This window comes from Botrimarina colliarenosi (assembly GCF_007859955.1).
GTDB lineage: Bacteria > Planctomycetota > Planctomycetia > Pirellulales > Lacipirellulaceae > Botrimarina > Botrimarina colliarenosi.
Map to the genome: position 1 here is coordinate 364192 of NZ_SJPR01000002.1, position 21956 is coordinate 386147.

General features: G+C 65.5%; 12 protein-coding genes. 3 read left to right on the top strand and 9 right to left on the bottom strand.

What is annotated here, in order from left to right; translation table 11 throughout:
* Window positions 1–30: 30 nt before the first annotated feature.
* The gene (locus Pla108_RS09460) at window positions 31–1536 is read right to left on the bottom strand and encodes a hypothetical protein (protein WP_146444689.1); all 1506 of its coding nucleotides are present in this window, start codon (window positions 1534–1536) and stop codon (window positions 31–33) included.
* Window positions 1537–1571: 35 nt separating this feature from the next.
* Entirely contained in the window at window positions 1572–3392 is a 1821-nt protein-coding gene (locus Pla108_RS09465) for a type VI secretion system Vgr family protein (protein WP_146444690.1), read from the bottom strand.
* Between the two features lie 262 nt (window positions 3393–3654).
* Between Pla108_RS09465 and Pla108_RS20950 the strand changes: the two genes are divergently transcribed.
* The 3 genes from Pla108_RS20950 to Pla108_RS09480 all read left to right on the top strand — a co-directional run bounded on the left by Pla108_RS20950 (window position 3655) and on the right by Pla108_RS09480 (window position 14324).
* Entirely contained in the window at window positions 3655–8514 is a 4860-nt protein-coding gene (locus tag Pla108_RS20950; RefSeq protein ID WP_197526435.1) for a vWA domain-containing protein, read from the top strand.
* Entirely contained in the window at window positions 8511–12983 is a 4473-nt protein-coding gene (locus Pla108_RS09475; protein ID WP_146444691.1) for a carboxypeptidase-like regulatory domain-containing protein, read from the top strand. Before Pla108_RS20950 ends, Pla108_RS09475 begins: the two co-directional genes overlap by 4 nt.
* A 294-nt stretch (window positions 12984–13277) precedes the next feature.
* Entirely contained in the window at window positions 13278–14324 is a 1047-nt protein-coding gene (locus tag Pla108_RS09480; protein ID WP_146444692.1) for a formylglycine-generating enzyme family protein, read from the top strand.
* Between the two features lie 31 nt (window positions 14325–14355).
* Here the strand turns inward: Pla108_RS09480 and Pla108_RS09485 are convergent, their stop codons facing one another.
* From Pla108_RS09485 to Pla108_RS09515, 7 genes are all read right to left on the bottom strand, one after another.
* Window positions 14356–14847: a GNAT family N-acetyltransferase gene (locus Pla108_RS09485; protein WP_146444693.1), complete on the bottom strand. Its 492-nt coding sequence runs from the start codon at window positions 14845–14847 to the stop codon at window positions 14356–14358.
* On the bottom strand, window positions 14834–16228 hold the full coding sequence (locus Pla108_RS09490) for a M90 family metallopeptidase (protein ID WP_146444694.1): 1395 nt from the start codon (window positions 16226–16228) through the stop codon (window positions 14834–14836). The genes Pla108_RS09485 and Pla108_RS09490 overlap by 14 nt, the downstream gene beginning before the upstream one ends.
* 119 nt (window positions 16229–16347) lie before the next feature.
* Window positions 16348–16785: a nucleoside deaminase gene (locus Pla108_RS09495; protein WP_146444695.1), complete on the bottom strand. Its 438-nt coding sequence runs from the start codon at window positions 16783–16785 to the stop codon at window positions 16348–16350.
* A 153-nt stretch (window positions 16786–16938) separates the two neighbouring features.
* Window positions 16939–18507, bottom strand: a complete 1569-nt coding sequence (locus tag Pla108_RS09500) for a glycoside hydrolase family 32 protein (RefSeq protein ID WP_146444696.1) — start codon at window positions 18505–18507, stop codon at window positions 16939–16941.
* Between the two features lie 45 nt (window positions 18508–18552).
* Window positions 18553–19533: a glycoside hydrolase family 43 protein gene (locus Pla108_RS09505; RefSeq protein ID WP_146444697.1), complete on the bottom strand. Its 981-nt coding sequence runs from the start codon at window positions 19531–19533 to the stop codon at window positions 18553–18555.
* 245 nt (window positions 19534–19778) lie between these two features.
* Window positions 19779–20213 carry an SRPBCC family protein gene (locus Pla108_RS09510; RefSeq protein WP_146444698.1) on the bottom strand — a complete coding sequence of 145 codons (435 nt, stop codon included), beginning with the start codon at window positions 20211–20213 and terminating at the stop codon, window positions 19779–19781.
* Between the two features lie 819 nt (window positions 20214–21032).
* The gene (locus tag Pla108_RS09515) at window positions 21033–21767 is read right to left on the bottom strand and encodes a hypothetical protein (RefSeq protein ID WP_146444699.1); all 735 of its coding nucleotides are present in this window, start codon (window positions 21765–21767) and stop codon (window positions 21033–21035) included.
* Window positions 21768–21956 lie beyond the last annotated feature (189 nt).

A 21956-nucleotide genomic window follows, 5' to 3' on the forward strand; every position in this document is an offset into this window, starting at 1 on the left:
ATTGTCGCTCCTTACTTCGATTGAATCGCGTTAGTTGATCATCGTGACGGCGCCCTTGACCGTCGTTTGGCCCGATCCCTGGACCGAGACCATCGTCCCCTTGGCCTCGAAGTTCATGTCGGCTTGATGCGAGACGTTCATCCCCTTCGTGGTTTGGCCCGACTGGTCGACCGCCACGCTGTTCGATCCGCAACTCATCGTGACGCCCGAGGTCGTCAGTTCTAGGCACGGCCCGCCACCGGCGCCGACCGAGAGCTTGATCCCGGTGCTGGTCATCGTGATCACCGTACCCGACCCTTCCGCGCCGACGCTCAGCGTGATCCCGTCGGGATTCATAACCGCTTTGCTCCCCGATTCGCCGCCGGTGGTGAGCGTGATCGCGCCTTGGTCGCCGGTGGTGATATCGACTTGGCCGGTGTCGCCCGATCGCCGGATCTGCACCGCGGCCGGGCCGCAGACAACGGTCGCCTGACCGGTCGAGTTGATCGCGACGACGCCGTTGTCGCTGCCCTCGGCGCCCTGCGCGTCGAGGTGGATCAGCGACGCGTCCGTGTCCGACTCATCGGTCGCCCGCGCGCGGAGTGAGATGTGTCGGGCGCCGGTCGCCACCAGCCCGTCATAGCATTGGTAGACGTCGGCCGAGTCGGTTCCGAACTCTAAGTCGTCGGTGTTGGCGTCAGGTTCGGAGTCCGGGTCTCCGGCGTCGTCCGATGAGCCGGCGTCGTCGTCGCCGCCCTCCGCCTCGCCGGCATTCTCCGCGTCGTCGACCGACGTGTCTTCTGAACCCGCGTCCGACTGCTCGGCGGCTTGATCGGTCTGGCCCGCCGTGGCGAGCGCGGTCCCTTGCTCGGTTACCTTCGAGGCGACACCGAGGACGAGGGACGCGTAATCGGCGCCCAACGCGTCGACCTGTGTGTTGAGGCTGCTCGCTTCGGATTGCTTCTCAACGCCCGCGTCGCACTCGCCGGTCGCCTTCTCGAACTCGATCAGCAGATTCAGCAGCATGCCGCTGACGCCCCGGGGACCGAGCGTCCGGACCAGGTTCTCCCACGCGACAGGATCGTCCTTATGCTTACGCCAACCAAGCATCGTCAGCGCCGTCGCCGCGGTGACGATGCCGCCGACGAAATGGGTCCGGGGATTGGCGGCGTCGAAAGTCTGCGAGGCGCGGCGGTTGATCTCGGCGCCGTGATGGATCGATAACGCCGGGCCGTAATGGAGCGAACGACCCGATCCGAATAGGCCCGACCAATCCCCCATCGGGGCGAGGAGGTCCTGCGCCTGCTGCAACGTCCCGTTGTCGATCCACCCGGACGGGTCGAGCGTCAGCGACATGGAGCCGCCGGTGACGACCTCGCTGGTCGATCCCATCGGGAACCCGCTGACGATCGACGCGCTGTGCCCCAACGTCACGTCGATCGACGCTTCGTAGCGCTTCGCGAGCCAAGACTTGGCCCAATTCTTTGTGACCGACGCCTGCTGCGCGAACAAGTTCGCCAGCTTGGGCAGGTCGGCGTCGGCGGGGTCTTCGGCCATGGAAAGTTGGATCGCGTTGCGCTACGGGAGGGACTCTACTTTGGGGAGCCGAACAGCGAGCCACACATGCTCACCGAGCTGCCGTAGACGTAGCTGTGCTCGCTCTGCTCGTTGATGTCGAGGCGGTGCGCTTCGGAATGGAGGCTAAGGTGCTCGTTGTTGATGTCGTCGTGGAAGGTGACGCCGTTGAACTCGTTCTTGGGGTTCCCTTGGATGCTGCACGAGGTGACCCCCGTGATGGCTTGCTGCACAGGCATCTTCATTGGCGGAAGATTCTTCGCGTTGTAGACGCTGCCGACGATCACCGGCCGGTCGGGATCGCCGTACTCGAAGGCGACGAGCACCTCGTGGCCGTGCCGCGGCCAGAAGAAGGCGCCCCAGCCGGCGCCCGCCCAGAACTGCGACACCCGCACCCAGCACGACCGCCCGGTTGGTCCGACCGATCCCGCCGGCGGCTCGCCCTCAGCCGGGGCCTCCGGACGACGGTCCCAGGGGAACCAAACCTTGACCCGGCCATACTTGTCGTAGAGCTGTGACTTGAGCTTCGTCGGGTCCGCCTCATTCGCGGTTACGTCGGCGACGACCATCGCGGATTGAACGCCGTTCACAACCGGCTTGCCGGAACGCCTCGGCGACCGGTAGGGCAAGCCGCTCGGCTGACAGTTGAACTCGTTGCTGTAGTCGAGGGAGGCTTGTTCACGCGAGAAGGCGCCTCCGCCGACCAACGCTTGGTGGGCCACCCGGGTGACCAAGAAGTCGGCATCGGCGTTGAAGTGCTCCCCCAGCGTGAAGACGCCACCCGGTGACAGCGCGAGCGCGTTGCTCTGGGCGTCGATCCGGAGGGCCGCCATCGCCAGCAAATCGCTCTGAAGCGAAGCCTCCGACTTTCCGTCGGGGACGACATTCTTGATCGGGCTCTGTTCAAACTCTGCCGGATCGGGGTCTTGCTCCTTCGTCCCGACACTGTCGTAACGAGCCGCGTAGCCGCCCGGGAACTGAAAGATCGGCAGCGCCTTCTTATCGGGCGGGAAGGCGTGCGTGACTTTCCCAACTTGAATCGTGGCCGGAATGTCGCTCGCCATCGCCGACGCGTCTCGATTGGCGTCGTAAGGCGCTCGCGGGAGTTGGAAGTGCGGGTCGAGACACTCAACGTGCGACGTCGTGAGCCGTTGCGTCTTGATCCAGCTTTTCACCGCGGGGGTGTTGCAGACTCCCCCTTCCAGCGTCCGGTACTCGAGCGGCGAAATGTCCGGAATCGCGGGGAGCTTTGTCGAATCGTCGCAGAGAACCAGGGTGTGGCTCCCTTCGGCATGCTTGAAGTAATAGAAGAGGCCGGCCTCTTCCATCAAGCGACTGACAAAGTTGAGGTCGGACTCGCCGTACTGCACCCGAAAATTGTGCGGCTGCCTGCTGTCCGCATGGAGATACGACTTCTCCGGCTTCAGATCGGTCAGCATCGCATCGACGATGTCGTCGATCTTCTTGTCTTGAAAGATCCGGAAGTCATTCCTCATTCTCAGCCGCACCAAAGCCGGTTCGAGCACGGCTTCGTAGTACGTGAAATTGTCGTCCTGTCCGGTCTGGCTGAGCGATGTGACGATGCCGTTCCAGACGCGGGTCGATTGACCTGGCAAGTCGACGGTAACGGTGACTGACCCGCCGAGCAGCTTGGCGAAGTCGACGTTGTCCGACTCGGCCATGAGCGAGAGCTCGAAGCGAAACGGCTCCGAAAGGCCCTCGGTTCCCTTGAACGACTTGACCGCCAGCGGCGTCGATAGCGGCGTCGTAACCCGGACGGGCCGACTCTTGGCGCCGACGGCGAAGTCGTCCGAATCGCTGGCTTCGCTGTCGGCCATGGTGCTTGTGACTGGGGTTTACAGGGGTGGACTCCCTGTTCGTGTCGGCAGTCGCTTGGCGGCAGCTGTCGCCGAACGGCCCATCCGGAAAGGAAAGCTACGAAAGCCGCGCCGAACAGGCGGACCCTGCGGCGTGGACCGACGGTAGCGATTGCCGGGGCGGGGCCGCGTGTCGCTTTTTCGCGACACCGCTGAGAGGAAGCTAGGTTTTGGCGGCGCATCGGCGCCCAACCGCGTGCTCTCACTCCCCGAAAGCCCTCGCATGTCGCGACAGAACGAACCGGTTCCGACGGCGCCGCATCGCGCGGCAGGAGGCCGCTGCGCCGCTATTGAACGGGCGATCCGACGGCGTCGCATCCGGACTCTCTTGGGGGGACTGGGGGCCGCTGTCCTGCTGCTTGCCGTCGTTTGGATGGCGGCCCTTTTGCGCCCCGCCCGAGGCGTGGCGTTGGTCACCGTCGGCGCCGACTACGCGACGAACCTCACGGTTCGGCACAATGCGTCGGGCTGGGGCTCGTTGCAGCGGCTCTGCCAATTACTGAGCGAGACACCCTCATCGACCCTGACTCGTCCTGTCGAATCGCCCCTCGCTGCCGAGCACGCCTTCTCCTGGAAGGACGCGGTCTCCGAACTCAACGGCACGGCGGCGATCCTGGTCGTTTCCCTCCACGGCGGCGCGGACTCCGAGGGACCTTTCCTCCTCCGAACCGACTGCACGCCTGCGGCTGGCAAATCGGCCCGCCTCGACGTCGCGACGCTCCTTGAAGAGCTCCGCAAGTTGCCCGAGACGCAATCCAAGATCGTCTTTTTTGAGGCGACGGCCACGACCGGCGAATGGCGCTATGGCGAGTCTGAGAATCGTTTCGTCGAAGGACTCCGGAAGCTAGAGAACGAGATCGCCGCGATTCCCGGGCTGGTTGTCGTCTCGGCATCCGACTCGGGTCAGATCGCTTACAACGCCGTGGACGGGCGCCGGACAATCTTCCTCGAAGCCCTCGCCAGCGGCCTGGGTGGCGCCGCCACGGACACCAACAACGATGGCCGAATCGACGGAGCTGAACTCGCGAGCCACCTCAGCCAAGAGGTGTCCCAACAAGCCGCCCGGGTATGGGGCGCCGAGCAGACGCCGGTGATCTTGCCCCAAGGCGAAAGAGGGCTCGAGCGAGCGGCGCAGATCGAGGTCGCCTACGCCACGCCGGCGACGGCCGCCAGTCCGGACCAACCTCGGCCTCTACCGCGTGATGAAATCGGAGCGATGTGGAAGGAAGCCTCGGCGCTCGCCTCGGCGCTCTCCCACCCCGAATCCGAAGCGACCCTCCTCTGGTGTTGCTTCCGTCGCCTGCTGATCCGGCACGAACAACTCCTCGCCGCCGGCGCCGAGACGCGGGCGACCGCCTCCCTGTTGCAAGACCTGCAGTCACAGCTACGCCGCCAAGCCCTCGCGACCCAAGTCGCCGACGACCCGATTGAACCGTCCCGCGTCGCGCCCGACACCGCTGCGGCCGACCTCGAGGACGCGGCGTTCGCAGCGCTCTGGTCGGCGCATCCCGACTCGCTTCCCACGGCCATCACCAAAGCGATGGCGACGGTCCCAGAAAACCAACGACCTCGCTGGCGTCGTCGCTTCTTCGACCGCGCGATCGCCCGAGTGCTCGACGACTCCAGCGGCCAGATCGCCAAGGGGAGTGAGCTGATCACGGCCCTGCGAGACCCCCTGCGACCCCTACCGAGCGACGCCCACCTCGTCACGATTCTCGCGTCGCGCTGGGCTGGCGATGCCGGACTGGCGCCGATGAGCGACGCGATTCGACTCGCCATCACGACCCGTCGTTTATCGGAGTCGACCCTCCTGGGCGACGAAGCCTACGACTCGTCGCTCACACCGCAGGCCCTCGCTTGGCTCGGCGACCGGCTGCTCACCGCCGACGCCGAGCGGCTCCGAGGAGAGGACCTGCTGTTGATCGGACAGGATCACCGGAGCGACGCGGTCGCTCACTTAACCGAAGCCAAGCGGCAGTACACCCGACTCCAAGACGAGGCGGCCGCCTTGCGACGCGGTTTGACGGCGCGTGACACCGCTCTTGATCTTGCCCCCTTTTACGCCGATGTGATCGCCTCGATCGGGCCGGTCTCTGCGAAGTCGGACAAGGCTCTCGACTCGCTGACCGAATCGGTAGAAGCGGTCCTCAATACGGCGCATCGACTCTCCGATCTGCTGCTCCCTGCTCTCGAAGTTCAGCAAGCTCCTGGGGAGCTTCCGCAGACGATTGACCGGGCTGCACAGAAGGTTGAACAAGCCGTCGCGATGATGCAGGCTCGGTTCGGCCAATGGCGTGCCCGGCTAATGGACTTGTCCGACCCCGACGCCCGGCGACAGCGTTCGTTCGCCCTGTTAACGCCCGACTTGCCGGTTGGCGAGCGTTTGCGGCTGCTGTCGGCCCCCGCAGCGGTCTTGTCGTCGGCCCGCGAGATGGCGTCGGCTAATCGGCAAGAAAGCGCCCTCGACGCCAACCGACGACGCGGGCGGCTTGCCGTCGCCCTAGTTGGTAAGCGGCTGCTCGAGAAGTACACCGCCGAACCGGCCGCCTATGAGCGCGCGGTCGCCACGGTACGGTCGACCGACGCCGACGGGGTGGTTGCGGACTGCGCCTTGGCCTATTGGAAATGCTTGGACGCGTCGAAACAAGTTCTGCGTAAGGCCGCCGCAAGCGGCTTTCCTGACGAGCCGAGGTCACCTCTTATCGAGGCAGCCGACGCCCTCCGTCGGCTTGCGACGGGCGACTCGACAACGACGTTTCCGACGCCACTCGACCGGGTCCAAGACTGCCTGCGTTATGACCTCTGCCGCTGGCGGGCGAAGCGATCTATCCGGAGTTACTGGTCCGACTGCCAGCCGGGAGCGCAACCCCGCTTCCAAGAGGTGGCCAATGCTTACCTCGACGAAGCGGAACGGCTCGTGCCAGGACGTGACGCGGTCCGTCGTCTGCGTTCTCTCGCTTCGTCGCCAAGCACCCTCAAGCTTTTGGCGCCCGCGATGGTCCCGATCGTATCGGGCGTGTCACCCGAGACCTCGGTTGCATTCACTGGCCAACCGACGGCCTTGGGAATCGCGGGTGGTGGCGTCGCAGCGGTGTCCGTCGCATCGCTTAGCGACCTGACGACCGTGGGACTCGCCGCCGGCGATCGGCTTGCCGCGACACTCTCGACAAAGCCCAACCCAACGGGCCCGGCCATCGCGTTCCTCGCCGGCCGAGACGCCCCCGCGGGGGATCGTGCGCTCCAAATGGAAGCTTGGTTCCGGGGGGGCCGTTTCCCGGCAGCCGTCACGCTGCAGAACTACAAGACGCCGAGCGTCGCCGCCGAAGAAGCGCCACGCCCCTGGGGAGCGGGCGTCGCGATCATCGATCAGCGAGACGACAGCCAACCGTTCTCACCGGGCGCCATCGCACTGGTCGTCGATGCGTCTGGCAGTATGGGCCCGGGGGACGACCGCAACTCTAAGTACCGCCAGGCAATCTCGACGGTCCAAACCTTACTCAGCGACGCGCCGGCCGGCCTGCAGGTGAGCGTCTGGGTCTTCGGCCAAGCGGTCGGCGCCCAGAAGACGACCGATCAACCCGAAGCGACGATCCAACAGGTGCTGGCGCCGGTGCGTTGGAACCCCGCTGACCCGAACCAGCTCAGTCGCCTCATCGATCGGCTCAGTCCCCCGCAGGTCGAACCCTGGAACGAGTCGCCGCTTACCCGTGCCGTGCTGCTCGCCAGCCGTGACGTCCGAGGCGCAGCGGGTTACAAGGCGGTGATTGCGATCACCGATGGCGTTGACAATCGCTTTGAACGCGACGCCTTCGCCAATCCGGGCGGCAAGCCGATCGGCGACGTTGTCGGGGCCGAGTTGTCCGGGTCGGGAGTCGCCCTTCATTTGATCGGCTACCGCGTCGCCGGCGCCGAGCAAGCCGTGGTTAAGCGGCAGTTCGCGTTCCTTAGTCGGCTGACGCCGGTCGGGCATTGGTGGCAGGCCGACGAGACGGCAAGCCTAGAACGCGCGTTGCGATCGGCCCTCCGTTCTAACCTCGTTGCGTCAAACGAAGGGGGCTCGGCCCCGCTCGTCACCGTGACGCCCGCGGGCCGTCCACTCGCCTGGTCGGGGACACCGCTCCCCAACGGTTTGTACGACCTGCCGACAACGACACCCGCCGCAGCGGGTCAGCAAGCCTTACTCGACGGGGGCGATCTGCTCTTGCTGCGGGCTCGTGAGACCGCGCTAGGGGTCCAGTTCTCGCCGGTTTGCTACTCGAAAACCAACCATCCGACGCGGCCCGCGATTGAAACCGCCGGCTGGCGAACGGCCCTACTGAGCGACCGGCAGTTGCCAAACGGCGATCGCTGCTCGCTCATAACCGTCGAAAGACAGATGTCTTCCGACGAGGATCTCCCCACGCCGCTCCGCGTCGCGCGTCCCGCCGAACTTTGGATCGAACGTGCCAACCGCGCCGCACCGTCGATCACGTGGCGTCGCGTCGACGGGTATCCGGCTCCGTGCTGGGAGGTGATCGGCCGTGGAGAACAAGAGTCGAACGGCGACCTTGTCGTGTGGTGGAATGACACGCCCTCCCCCTCGACAGGCGTACTAAGACCCAATGGAGCTCTCAACGGGCTCGCCGCGTTGATCGGGCAGGAAGTCAACGTTGACGGCACGACGGCGACGATCCGCCAGATCGCTCTGCAACCTCGTCGCGTTCCCAATGCGAAGGGGGCGATTACCGAGCAGAATTGCCTCGTTATTGAAATGGAAAGTCCTGAACGGGTCACGATTGGCCTGCGGGGTTACACCCCCGCTGGGGAGCGCCAAGAGTGGTACGACGAAGTCGGCGTCTCGGTCGCCACTTTCTGGCCGTTGACCGCCGAGGCCTTGTCGGGCGCAGTAACCGGGCTCAACGTCACATCGATAGCCTCGGCGAAGCTCCGCGCCGAAGCGGCAGGGCGGATCGCCCGCTTCGACCGGCTCCCCCCTCCGTCGTCGAGTGACCAGCGTCCGACGCCCGCCGTCGGCTGGTTTGATCCTGTTGAAGCCAGCTTGCCGCAACACGACGCCCGGCGCACCACTCGGAGTTCGCGATGAATCGGTCGGTTGACTGGCGAACCGTCTCGCGCCGCGCGATCGCCCCGGCGATCGCCGCGCTGAGCCTCGTCGGCGTTATCGCTGCGGTCGCCTCTTGGGTCCGACCGGTCCCCACGAGGGCCTTCGTCTCTTGCTGGACTGAGCATGGCGCCTCGCCCTTGTTGATTGGCCACCTCGCGGCGGCCAACGACCGCGCCGCCTTCCGTAGTATGACGGGATTCGCGTTCGAAGATGTCTCTCTGCGGTCCGCGACGGCCTCGACCTTGGAGCAAGCACAGCCATTCCAAGCCGCGAGGCCTCGTATCGTCTACATCCAAGCCGCCGTGACCCGGGGCCCCGACGGCGCGGCTGTCCTCATCACCGACCAGTTTGACCACCTCACCGGCGCGGGAGGCGCGTCGCTCGATCAGTTGCTGGATCGCCTCGACGCCGAAGCAATCCCCACCCTACTCGTCCTCGATCTATCCTGGCGGCTCCAGGATGGCCAAGCGGGGCTGATTCCCTGTGGCGTTGACGGGCTCGTCCACGATCGACTCCGTAAGCGGCCGCTAGCGAACGTCCTGACACTCGTCAGTTGTTCAACGGGCGAGACACCGACGAACCTCTCCTGCGTTGGTCGCAGCACTTTCGGTTACTTCTTTCAGAACGGGCTCGCGGGCGCCGCCGACGGGTTTGGCGGCGGCGTCAACGACGGCCGAATCACCGCCCGCGAGGTCAGCGAGTACGCCGCCCACCGGGTGGCCTCCTGGACGCGCACGCGTGAAGCCACGCAGCAGACTCCGGTCCTCTACGGCGGGGCGGACGATTTCCTGCTCGCCGGGCATCAATGCCCCACACTCGAAGTCTTAGAGACGCCAACACCGCCAGAGATCCCCGAATGGTTGCTCGAAGCTTGGAGACAGCGACAGCGTTGGGCGGAAGGCCCGGAGCAAGTTAACGTCCCGCGTCTGGTCAAACGCTATGAAGCGGCCCTACTCCTCGCCGAGCAGCGTTGGCGAGAAGGTGTCGAGGGGGATCAGATACTCGAGCAGTTCACGGCCGACACCCGGCCAATCGTCGGAGAGATCCGCAGCGCTCAAGAATCGCTGCCGAAGGCGCCAAGCCTCTTCCTGGCGACGGTAGCGCCGGCCGAGGCGCCTCTCGAACTGGCGTGGCAGACGCGTTTCGCGTCGACTGACCCCGCCGCTTCTGCGGCGTTTGCCAAAGCGGTTGGCGACGCGGCCTACGAAGCCCTTGCGCAGTCGGGCGTCGCCGCGGTCGCCGACGCGGGAGCTTCAATGCCAGCGGCCCTGACGGCAGTCGCAGACGAACTAGCACGCCGCTCGGCAACGCCCCGCTATGTCGAAGACGCCGCGGTTAGGAAACTGGCCAAGGTCAGCAAAGAACGCTCGGACGCGTCCCCCGCGGTGCTCGGGGCCTTTTTCAGGACCATGCGACTCCGTGTCGAGACGCTTGCCAACTCCGAGGCGGTAGATCAGCTCTCACCGTGGACCGTCGCGGGTGACAACGCTTATCGCACAGCCTGGGCCGCATTGCTGTCCCCCGGCTACGCCACGGTCGACGACGCCATGCGTTACAACGCCGAGGCCGACACCGCCTACCGCCGCGCGCTGACGCATCAGCAAGTCAGGCGCCGGGCCGAAGCCGCCGTTCGGCACGCCCAGTCGACGCTTCCTTTGCTGGGCCCCATGATCCGGCTCTCGACCGACAAGCTGGCGCTATGGCGGCGAGGTGTCGCCACGACCGTTGAACTCGCCGCCGCCATCAACCCCGTTGCATCAGCGGAGTTGTCACTTGGTAACGGGGGCGTCTCGATCGACCGATCGTCGGTGGAAATGCTAACGATTCGGCTCGAAGAACTTCTCAGAAACTTAACAACTCCCTTCACGGGCGGCGCCGTCGCCGAGACCGCAAAACAGGTGCAATCGGGCGACCACAAGTCAAGAGCGTTGGCTGAAGCAATGCTGCTGACACCCCTTCTTTCGGCCGAAGACCGCGCTTGCCTGCTTGGAGCGATCCCCTCCCGCTCGGCAACCGATACCGCCGAATTGCTAGCCTTCGATCGGGAAAGCCGGGGAACGACTGCGGTTTCGGGTATGCCGCTACCGAGTATCGACACCACGCTGCAAGAAGAGGCCGTTACCGAAGTCGCCCTGACGCAAGGGGTCCTCCGACTACTCGGCTGTGGATGGACAACGGTCAATTCGAAAGGCGAAGAGCCCGGCTTTATTCGCCTGGCAAGTCTGCGGGCGTCCCTGACCGCCGCCTATAACCAAGACTTCCGGGCGCGCCCGCTCGTCGAGAAGACGTCGGCGTGCCGGGTGCTCCGTTGCCACCCGTTCCGGAGCCTTCTGGACAAGCCAGGCGCCTCGCCAACGCTGCTATTAGCCGGTCAACGAGAGCAGAATTGGGCGAGCCTCAGCGCGAAGCGACTCGCCGACGAGGCCGCGGACCTTGGCGGCGACGGATTCCTCGCTGACGCGGCGCGCCGGCTCGATCCGGAGGCGACTCCTCCGCCCGCCAGGATCACCGTCACCGACGCGGGCGACTCCGAATCGCTGACGCTCGACAGCCTGTCTCGTCAGCAACCCGAAGCGCTGTTCCAGTTGGGCGTCAAGCATGCTAACGCGAACGCGGTCGAGGTTGCGGTTCTGCAGCCCGCGGCGTGCCTAGCGATTGAAACCGAGCAGGCCGCGACCGATGGAGGAAGTGAGGTGACGCTGCGGCTTCGCCTCCATCCTTCCTGCACGGTGTCGCAGCAGCTCGCCACCCAGGGAGTGTTGCTGAGCGTCCGCTGCGGCGACTCGGTCATGCTCAAGCGGATCGCAACGCCGGCGATCGCGGACGTTCCTCCGGTCGAGCTCTTTGTTGAGATCGGCGGCCAACGGCTCCCATGGGCGACGCGGATCGATCTCCCCGCCTTGCCGAAGCCGTCGACGATGCGATTGCTGGCGATCAATCACACAACGCAGGCAGTTGATCTCGACGCCCAGATTGAACTCGGCGGAGCCTTGAATGGGGCCTGCCGGCTCGAGCCGCAAGTCGAAACCGTGATTCCCTTGAAGGGCGTTGCCCCTCCTGCGCCGGCTCCCTCGTGGACGGCTGTGCCCGAGCTCGAAGTGACGCTCAAGCAAGGCGACGACGAACTGTTCCATTCGGTCGCGACGCTCGGCGTTGCTGACCCGGCTTCATTCGTCCGGGTGCGCGACGCCAGGGTCGCCGTGGACGCCGACGCCTCGTCGCGGCTAAAGATCGTGATGGAGCGGTTGGATGGCGCGCCCGACGCGCTCGAAGTTGCTTGGTCGATTGAGGACCTCGGCGGCGGAGCAAGTCACGCGCCGCGAGCCGGAGAGCTCGCTTCCACCTTGACGGCAAAAAATCCGGCAGCTGCTTTCGGAGCCCTCCTGCCCACCGACCCAACGGCCCCCGAGCCGCTGCGGATGGTGGCCGCGATCAACGGGGTGACCGGTGCTCTCGACTGGCGTAGCGGAGGCCCGCTGACAGCCGGCGACACTCTGTTATCCCCGGCGGATCGTCCGGTGATCCGCCTCTCGGCTCCCGCGCTCGTCCGATCGGGGGAACCGCTCGTCGCTACGGTCGATGTCGTTGGGGCGCCGGAGGGCGCGACGCTCGAAGTCGCCGTGGCGCCACTCGGGGCTTCGGTCGCCGGGACGGTAAGCCAACGCCACGAGACAACCCGTCGCCACTCGGTCGAAACGACTGGTCAACCCGTCGCCGGCGCCATCGTCTTGCAGACATCGATCGGCGCCTGGACTGATTCGTTCGCGACAACTGGTCAAGCGGGGCGACGGCGGGTCGTCGCGACTGTTATCGATCGCCAAGGTAATATCCTTGGCTACGAAACCACCGATGTCACGATTGACGCGACGCCCCCCTCGCGTATCGATCTGCGAGCCGTACAAGACGTCGTCGCCGGGACCGTCGGTGAATATCACATCGAAGCCGAAGACGATCTCTCCGGTGTGCAAGCGGTCCGTCTCTATGTCGGCGAGCCGGGACCCGATGGCGCGCCGCCAGCCGGTGTCAAAGCGGTGGCGGCCTCGCCCAGCGCCGACGACGCGGGCGTTTGGATTGCGAAGCTACCGGCTCCCGCCACTCCTACCTTCTTTCTGTCGGCCGAGGCGACCAACGGTGTCGGTCTCAGCCGCACCACGACCGAGCGCTTAGTAACGACGAGCGCCGACCAAGCCGCCGTTGGCAAGGTAACCGGCGCCGTTCTCGAAGGCCAATTGCCTCAGCCCGGCCTCGTCGTCGAGCTACGAGACCTGAAGCAACAGCCGGTCGCGAGCACCAAAACAGAGCAGGGGGGGGTCTTTCACTTCGAGAGCGTCAAACCTGGCAAGTACCTCGTCTGGGCGGTCAAGACCGCGTCGCAGCGTGTCGGCGTCGCAACGGTCGACGTGCCAGCCGGCGGCGAGACCCGCGCCGACTTGAGTTTGAGCCTCTAGAGTCGGCCGCCATTGGCAGGCCGCAATCCTGCCGCCATGGCCAAGCCGTCTCGCAGCGCTTCGGCCCGTCGCCCACTGACGCCAGGGTGACGATCGTGTACTGCAGCGGGGAAGGTGGTTGAGCATGCGCCGTTTCTCCCACCGTATGCGGCAACGCAGGGCCATTGCGTGGGGCGACAGCAAGAAAGTGTGTGGTAAAGTAGGTGAGGCAGACTCGCCCCCGCTGTGGCGTGACGGACGCCACGACGTTCGCCCTCAGCGCAGTCCGATTCCCTCTCTCCTCCCGTCTCGCTGATGTCCCGTTTCCTGCTTGCCATCATTGCAATCGCCTCGCCGCTAGCCGCCCTTTGCCGGGCTGCTGACGACGCTCCCGAGGGCCCTGCCCCCGAGGGAATGGTTTGGATCCCCGGCGGCGAGTTCTCCATGGGGAGCGACTTCCGCCTCGCGCGCCCCGATGAGCAGCCGATTCACCGGGTGCGGGTCGATGGATTCTGGATGGATCGGACCGAGGTCACCAACGCCCAGTTCCGTGAGTTCGTCGAGGCGACCGGCTATGTCACCGTCGCCGAGAAGGCGCCAGACGTCGAAGAGATCATGGCGCAGCTGCCTCCCGGAACGCCACCGCCGAAGGAAGAAGACCTTGTCGCGGCGTCGCTGGTCTTTACGCCAACCCGCGGGCCGGTGCCACTTAACAACGTTGGCGCCTGGTGGCGATGGGAGCCCGGCGCGAACTGGAAACATCCCGAAGGACCCGACAGCACGCTCGAAGGCCGGGACGACTACCCGGTTGTGCAGGTCGCTTGGTACGACGCGGTTGCGTATTGCAAATGGGCCGGCAAACGCCTGCCGACCGAGGCGGAGTGGGAGCGCGCCGCCCGCGGCGGCATTGAAGGCGCGCCCTTCGTTTGGGGGGACGCCCCCCTCTCGGACGACGAGCCCCAGGTCAACATCTGGCAAGGGTCCTTCCCCTACAAGAACACCAAACGGGATGGTTACATGACGGCGGCCCCGGTCGGGACCTACCCGCCCAACGGCTTCGGTTTGGTCGATATGGGGGGCAATGTATGGGAGTGGACCGCCGACTGGTTCCACCGCGACGCCTACTCACTGCTCGAAAGGCAACTCGGCGAGGGCGTTGTCGCCGTCAACCCGCAGGGACCCGCGAAGAGTTTCGATCCCAGTCAGCCCTACACGCCGCAGCGATCGACGCGCGGCGGTTCGTTTCTCTGTAGCGATTCGTACTGCAGCAGCTACCGCCCGTCGGCACGGATGGGCTGCAGTCCTGACACGGGGCTATCACACACCGGCTTCCGCTGCGTGAAGTCCGCCAAGTCCAACTGACGCCGCCTTCGCGCTCGTCCAGAGGATCGGTTCAGAGAATCTTCTGATAGCTGCACATATTGAGCCAGCGTCCAAACTTCCAACCGACCTCTTTGAGCGTCCCCGCCAGTTCATAGCCGGCCGACTCGTGCAGTCGACGGCTGGCGACGTTCTCCGCGTCGATGAGGCCGACCATCGTATGGACGCCGGCGCCGCGGGCGCGCGACTCGATCGCTTCGAGCAGGACCCGCCCGAGCCCCTTGCCGCGATGGTCAGCCGCCACATGTAGTGAGTGCTCGACCGTGAAGCGGTAACCCGGCTTCTTGTTGAAATCGCCGTACGACGCGAAGCCCATGACGCTGACGCTTTCGTCGATGGCGACGATCACGGGAAAGCCCTTCGCGCGTTTCACCTCGAACCAATCGGCCGTCTCCCGATCGGTGGCGGGCGCCTCGTCGTAGATGGCGGTCGTGGTCGCCACCACGTCGTTGACGATCGCTTGGATCGCCGCCAGGTGCGAGGCGTCGGCGTCAATCAGCTGCATCGGTCGCCTCCTCCTCGGGTTCGGCGGCCAGCCAATCGGCCAAGGCGAAGTGTCGCTGAGCGGATTTGCTGTCGCCCATCTGTTCGTAAACACACGCCAGCCAGTAGTGGGCTTCGCCCCATTGCCGGTCGAGTAGCACGAGCCGCCGCAGGGACTTCTTTGCCTCGCGGAGTCGCCCCGCTTGGAACGCCAGCGTGCCACAGAAGAACAAGGCGTCGAGGCTGTCGCGATCGAGCCGGAGCGCCGTCTGGGCGTGACGTTCGGCGGCGTCCCGGTCGTCCAACTCGATGAGAGCCTCGGCCGCGGCGGCGTGCGCTAGCGCGTGCTCTGGGTCGGCGGCGATCGCCTGGCGGGCGTCTTCTAACGCACTCTCCCAGTCGTGCAATTCAATCTTGGCGGCGGCCCGTAGGGTCAACGTTTCGGCGTCATGGGGCTCTAACTCGAGGGCGCGGCTGAACGCCTCGACCGCGGCGTGAGCCTCGCCGGCCGCCAAGAGCTGCTGCCCCTCCGCAAATTCCACGTCGGCGCCCTCTAGGCCGAGGCCGCTCAGATCAACTTGCAACGGCGCCTCACTCGGCGGGGCCGCGCGACGACGCGGCGCCAGACGCGGCAACCATTCCGAGGGGTCCTGCCGGTAAAAGTCCGCCATGAGTCCGAACAGCTCCGCGTGGCGCCCCTGCATCTCATGGGGCCGCTCGAAGAAGCACTCGGTGGCGACCGCGAAAAACTCCGCCTTGCTCGTCGCGCCGTATTGGTCGAGCAGCGTCAGTTCACCGCGTCGGGACTGGGCTACCAGCCGGTCGTACTCTCGGCCGACGACGCCTGGCCAGTGCCGCGCCGCCTCACCGGTGACCATCGGCACGCCGTCGGTTTCGCCGTCGAGACCGTCCACATAATGGGCAAACTCGTGCAGCACGAGGTTGTGCCCGCGGCCCGGCCGACGGGCGCTCCGCAGCACGTCGGGCCATGATAGTACGATCGGCCCCCGCCGCCACGCCTCGCCGAGCCGGCCCGATCCTTGGCTGTCGGCGTGCTCGCCGCCCAACAGGTCGAGCCACCCGCTCCCTTCAGATCGCTGCGCTTGGTACGCGCCCGGGTAGAGGACAATCGACGGCAGATCGGGGTACGTGTAGCGGTCGTCGTAGCCGAGTGTCAGCAGTGCCGCGACGCCCGCCACGGTGACACGCATCTCGTCGGTCACCGCGAGTCCGCCAGCGCCCTCCCAGTTACGCTCGCCGACCATCCGCGAAACGACTTCGGTGTGCCGCTCCCGCCACTCGACTGGCAAGAAGCCGGTCTGCCAGACGTTGCGTGCGAGCACGGCCGCTTGGTCGGCGACCACAATTGGCGGGGCAGAGCGGCGGCGGAACCAAGAGAGCATCGGATCACTACCCGGGAGGACGCAAAGGCAACGGGAAAGGAAATAAGCCGCGTAGCCCCCCTCAATTCCGGAACGGGGGTGGGGCCAACGGAGGGGAGGAACCCGGCAAGCCTCCCCCGTCACACGCCAATATCCTCGTTCCACAACTCGGGCCGCGCCGCGATGAACTCTTCCATCAGCCGCACACACTCCGGGTCGTCGACGATTTGTAGATCGACGCCACGGCTACGGACATACGCCTCGGGGCCTTGGAAGGTGCGGTTCTCGCCCACGATGATCCGGGGGATTTTGTAGAGCAGCGACGCCCCGCTGCACATGTCGCACGGCGAAAGGGTGCTGTAGAGCGTGGCCCGCTGGTAATCGGCCCCCGTCAGCCGGCCGGCGTTCTCGAGGGCGTCCATCTCGGCGTGCAAGACGGCGCTCCCCTGTTGGACGCGGCGGTTGTGCCCTCGGCCGACGATCTTGCCGTCGATCACCACGACCGATCCGATCGGGATCCCCCCTTCGGCGAGCCCGAGCTTGGCTTCCTCAATCGCGGCGGCGAGAAACGGGTCCATGGGATCACCAGCAAGGGGAGGAAGGAAGGGCTCAGCGGCGTGTGCGGCGACGCCGACACGAATCATCGCGAATCGCAGCCGCACCACCAAGGGCGGAACACCGCCTCCCCGCGAAAGCGGCTCTCGTCTCAAACGCCGCGGAAGAGCGTCGCCCTATCGTTCGGTCAGCGCCGAGCGTAGCGGCCAAGCGGTGAAGCGGTGGACCTCGGCGCCGGGCGCGTCGAGACGGACGCCGTCGCTCTCGGGGCCGGGAAAGACAAGCGTCGTTAGCACCGCGACGCCATCCTGAGCGAAGACCTCCACCGACGATCGATCGACAACCACTCGCAAGCGCAAACGCCCCTCGTCGAGGGCGATCGGCGCCGGGTAGACGCCGGCGAAGGCATCGTGAAACTCGTCGAAACCCGCGTCGCGGCGGTCGACCGACAGCGTCTCGTCGACCGGGTCGTAGACGAGCCGGGTCGTCTCGTCGGGGCCTTCCAAGACATGGAGCACCAGCGGCCTGCCCGCATCGGGCGTCACCTCAAGCACGATATCGAGTTGCTTGCCTCGGACGGCGGCGTTGGTGCCATCTACCGCGTCCTCCCGCAACGACTCCAGTTCGCGGACGGGCGCCTGGGCGAGACGCAATCCGCTCCCCGTTTCGCGGAGGGTCAGCGACCGGGGGATCGTCATCGCGCTACGCCAGGGAGAGGTCGGCGTGCCGTTGGTCTGGAGGTTGGTCATCCACCCGATCCACACCCGACGGCCGTCTTCCGCCGGGAGGTCCGACCAAGTGACCGGGGCGTAGAAGTCGCGGCCGTAGTCGACCTGCTGCGATCGCCGCTGGGGGTCGTCACAGGTGAATTGATTGCCGTCGAACCGCCCCACGAAGTACTCGTTGCCCGATCCGCCGCCGACGCCGCCACCGCCGAAGTCCGCCTCGAGCACCCACCGCGTCTCGTCGGTCGCCTCGCCGCGGCTGTCGACGATCGGCAGCTCGAACAGGTCGGGACACTCCCAGTTCGATTTCCCTTCGACACCGGCCGGGCCGAACTCGCTCAGCAGCCGCCACTCGTTGAGATCGGGCGAGCCGTACAACTGCACCCGCTTCGCCGCCGACAGCGCGACGACCATCACCCACTTCTCCGTCGGGGCGTGCCAGAAGACCTTCGGGTCACGGAACTCGGCGATATCGAGGTCGATCACGGGGTTGCCAGCGTGCTTCGTCCAGGTCCGCCCCGCGTCGGTCGAGTAGGCGAGCGACTGCGACTGGTTCCCCGGCCGGTGCGACGTGTAGACCGCCACCAGCGGCGGATTCTCGGCCGTCCCGAAGCCCGACGTGTTGCGGTGATCGACGACACAACTGCCGGAGAAGATCATCTCGTCCCCCTCTTCCCAGAGGGCGATCGGCAACGGCTCCCAATGCATCAGGTCGCGGCTCACCGCGTGGCCCCAGCTCATGTGGCCCCAGTCGATGCCCAAAGGGTTGTGCTGGTAGAAGAGGTGGTACTCGCCGCGGTAGAAGACGAGCCCGTTGGGGTCGTTCATCCAGTTCCGCTCGGGCGTGAAGTGCACGCGCGGACGCCAAGGCTCGCGCAGGTACTCGTCCGACGAGCGATACGCCTGCAGCTTCGCCAACTCCCCCTGCGCGAGTTCTTGCGTCGTCTGGGCTGGCGACGCGGCGGCCGTCACCACCCCGACGAGGACCAACAGCCATCGCCGACCACCGAAGGGCTTCATGTTGCGTCTCAACGAGGGTTGCGGAGGGAGGGCGAGCGGCGCTGGCTACTTCTTCAGTTCCCAGCCGACGTGCTCGTCGTCCGTCACGAAGACCGTCCCATGACGCGGATGCTTGGCCGGGTGGACGATCGACGCCGTCTCGTCCCGCCACTCGGTGAGGTCCCGCGACGACGCCATCGAGTAGTGTCGGGCGCCGTAGCTGTCCCAGTACAGCAGCCACTCGCCGTTCCAGCGCACCAGCGAAGGCCCCTCCGCCGCGTCGCGGCCGCTGATCGCTGTCCCCGGGCCAACCAGCGGCTCGGTCGAATCGCCAAAGCTCTCCGGGCCAATCTCGGCGGGGCTGAACGCCAGGCGGATGTTCTTGCCACCCCGTTCGGGGCTGACTTCTTTCTTGAGCGCCATCACCCAGCGGTCGCCCTCGTCGTCCCACGCCACGTGGGCGTCGATGACGCTCCAGCCCGGGTCTTGGTAAATCGGCTGCGGGTCGGTGAACGTCTCGAAGTCGGTCGTCGCCGTGTAGAACATCCGGTGGTCGCCGCCATGCTTGTCGTCGCTGCCGTCGCCGTCCTCGAACTCCGACGGCAAGGTCGACGACCAGACGATCTTGAAATCGCCCGCCACGTGGTCGCGAAAAATCTCGGGCGCCCAAACGTTGTTGGGCTGCTCGGCGCCGTCGGCGAACGGCTGGATCCGCTGCGGGTCGGACCACGTCTTTAGGTCAGGCGAGTTGGCGTAGCCGTACCAACGGCCGACCCAATTCGAAGTCCAGACCATGTGGTAAAGGCCGTCGTGCCAGACGATCGACGGGTCGCGGGTCAGGTGCTGGCCGTCGCTCCACTGGGGGGGCGTGAAGATCGGCTTGCCGTCGTTGACGGGAGAGAACGTGCGGCCGTCGTCGCTCCAAGCGAGGAAGACGCCGTTCTCGCCGTTGCTGTCGAAGTACGGAAACAACAGCACCGGCTCGGCCTCGGCAGCGACCGTGGCCAGGGCGAGGGACAAAGCCAACAGCAGTCGAGTCGGACGCATCCGTTAGTCTCCGGAGTCGGGGAACGAAGCCCCCATAATAATCACCCGGGCGGGCGCCTGCCGATGGCCCGGCAAGACGGAGGAACCACGAAGGCGCGAAGGCCACAAAGAGAAAAAAACTTGTGGGAGGGGTCTCCGACCCCGATGACGGCCGGCTGGCCTTTTGATCTCTCGCTACGAAAGCTCTTCCAGGGGCTCGCCCCCCTGGCTACGCGCCGCCGCCCCTCCGGGGCTGTTGCCCACGACTACCCGTCCAGCGACCGGCGGAGCGCGGCGCAGCCGGCCCGCATCAGCGGGGCGACGACCTCCGCGCGGCTGTCGGGGAGGAGGTCGCTGTACCAGACGAACTTGCACGCGTCGTCGCTGACGGCGACGACCTGCATCGAGGCGGCGTGGTAGTCGAACATGTCGCCGAGCACGGTGTAGGCGATCCGCTGGCGCTGGTCGTCGATCGCGACGATCCGCTCCCTGACGACCATGCCGTTGGCGAAGGTGACCGTCCGCAAATCGCCCTCGCCGCCGTTCCCCTCGACGCCGTCGCCCTCGCTGCCTTGCCTCTCGATATGGCAGTCGGTCAACACGCCGGCGAACAGCTCATGCGTCTTCGAGATGTCCCGCAGCGCGTGCCACACCTTCGAGGCGGGCTGGTTGAGGAGGGTCTCTTGGTAGAGGGACGCCATGGCATTGGTCGAGTGGAAAGTGAGAAGTTATCCAACCAACCTTATAGCCCCGGAGGGGCGAAAGCGCGTAGCCAGGGGCGCCAGCCCCTGGACGCTCGTTGGCTCAAGCCACCAAGCCCCGGCGGGGCGACAGCAACTCATTCTGCCGACCTGCTGTCGCCCCTCCGGGGCTCCCTCTTGCTTGCCACGCTAGTCCAGGGGCTGGCGCCCCTGGCTACGCGCTGCCGCCCCTCCGGGGCTTTTGCCAACCAAGAGGGGCAGCCGGGGTCGCAGCGTAGCGGCGCCCCAGCAAATCACGGCAAGACGCTTTATCCCACTTCGCTGGGGGCTGAGGCTATCGCCTTCGACGCTGGGGCCGCTCCGACAAACACGCGACAACAGCTTAAAGTTGTGTGCCACTGCTGGCTTGCCCAGCAGTAGGCGCCGGGTACCCGCTTCGCACTGCTGGACGACCCAGCAGTGCCACCCGCCGGATAAGAAGAGGGGAACCACGACGGGCACGAAGGACACGAAGGACACGACGAAGAAAAGCCCCGGAGGGGCGACAGCGCCTAGCCAGGGGCGCGAGCCCCTGGAACACGGTGGCAAGCAAACGCAGAAGCCCCGGAGGGGGCGACAGCGGCGCGGCGTCGGCGCGTGCTGTCGCCCCTCCGGGGCTTACATCTCCTGCGCGGACAAGGTCCAGGGGCTCGCGCCCCTGGCTACGCGCTTTCGCCCCTGCCGGGGCTTCTTGACTGCCGGCTGGGGTGGCTGGGGACGACGCGAAGCGGCGCCCCCATTGAATCACCTAGACGGCGTCAACTTGCTAATCGCTGGGGGCTACGGCTGACGCTTTCGAACGCAGGCCACGAGCACGGCATTTCCAAGCCTACTTCTAGACAAGCACGATAGTGCAATTAGGCAGATGGCTCCTGAAATAGCTGCCGGTTCTGGTATCAAGGGCGTGTACTCGAATTGCACATTGTCAAAGCGTACTGCAGCAGAAAAGCTATTATTCGCAAATCCAAACCACAAGCCGTTAGTCAACGTCATGCCCGGAAGCGGGAAGCCTTGACTGATTCCACCAAGGCTGGCTGGCACGTTGTCGATATTTGCGGAGACCGCTCCATCGATGCACTGGAGTTGCCAATGCTTCCACCCACTGTCACCTACAGTCGATCCTAATATTTGGTAGCCAGCAGGGCCGCTTGGAACGACATTTCCATACTTGGCCATAGAAACGCCAACCGTCGCCTGTGCATCCAGCTGCAACAACTGAACGTCTGCTTCAAACAACCAGTTGATTGAGCCGATGGCGTCATCGGGTAATGCGAAGAACCAACCAAACGCGTTGTTGCCTTGGCTGAGGAGATACTTTCCGTCGGTCCCGGCAGTAGAGAGAATCTGATGTGAGACATTGCCCGGCTGCCTGGGGTCTTCGATCCAGCCGTCCGAAACTGGCAAGGATCCGCTCTCGAAGTCCAGCTCAATCGGCGCCGCTTGGCCGACGCTGCACGCAAATAGTGCCAGCAGCATCGAATTTAGGATGTAAGGGCTAGCTACTGTTCCAGACATGGGCAACTCCATTTTCAGATCGTGAGAACTGCAACCTAACACTGTGCCTGAGGACTGAAGAGCTACAACCGTTCTACCGCACACTGCTTCAATGTGTTGGTTATTCTCTGAAATATTAATATGCAGATGCTCGTGGGCCTTTCCCACTAATTGACTATCACCCCTTCAACAGCTTACGCCGGGCGCCAC

Bases quoted from the DNA above. Each gene is read 5' to 3' on its own strand.
- Pla108_RS09460 (WP_146444689.1), bottom strand. From the start codon at position 1,536: ATGGCCGAAGACCCCGCCGACGCCGACCTGCCCAAGCTGGCGAACTTG.
- Pla108_RS09465 (WP_146444690.1), bottom strand. From the start codon at position 3,392: ATGGCCGACAGCGAAGCCAGCGATTCGGACGACTTCGCCGTCGGCGCC.
- Pla108_RS20950 (WP_197526435.1), top strand. From the start codon at position 3,655: ATGTCGCGACAGAACGAACCGGTTCCGACGGCGCCGCATCGCGCGGCA.
- Pla108_RS09475 (WP_146444691.1), top strand. From the start codon at position 8,511: ATGAATCGGTCGGTTGACTGGCGAACCGTCTCGCGCCGCGCGATCGCC.
- Pla108_RS09480 (WP_146444692.1), top strand. From the start codon at position 13,278: ATGTCCCGTTTCCTGCTTGCCATCATTGCAATCGCCTCGCCGCTAGCC.
- Pla108_RS09485 (WP_146444693.1), bottom strand. From the start codon at position 14,847: ATGCAGCTGATTGACGCCGACGCCTCGCACCTGGCGGCGATCCAAGCG.
- Pla108_RS09490 (WP_146444694.1), bottom strand. From the start codon at position 16,228: ATGCTCTCTTGGTTCCGCCGCCGCTCTGCCCCGCCAATTGTGGTCGCC.
- Pla108_RS09495 (WP_146444695.1), bottom strand. From the start codon at position 16,785: ATGGACCCGTTTCTCGCCGCCGCGATTGAGGAAGCCAAGCTCGGGCTC.
- Pla108_RS09500 (WP_146444696.1), bottom strand. From the start codon at position 18,507: ATGAAGCCCTTCGGTGGTCGGCGATGGCTGTTGGTCCTCGTCGGGGTG.
- Pla108_RS09505 (WP_146444697.1), bottom strand. From the start codon at position 19,533: ATGCGTCCGACTCGACTGCTGTTGGCTTTGTCCCTCGCCCTGGCCACG.
- Pla108_RS09510 (WP_146444698.1), bottom strand. From the start codon at position 20,213: ATGGCGTCCCTCTACCAAGAGACCCTCCTCAACCAGCCCGCCTCGAAG.
- Pla108_RS09515 (WP_146444699.1), bottom strand. From the start codon at position 21,767: ATGTCTGGAACAGTAGCTAGCCCTTACATCCTAAATTCGATGCTGCTG.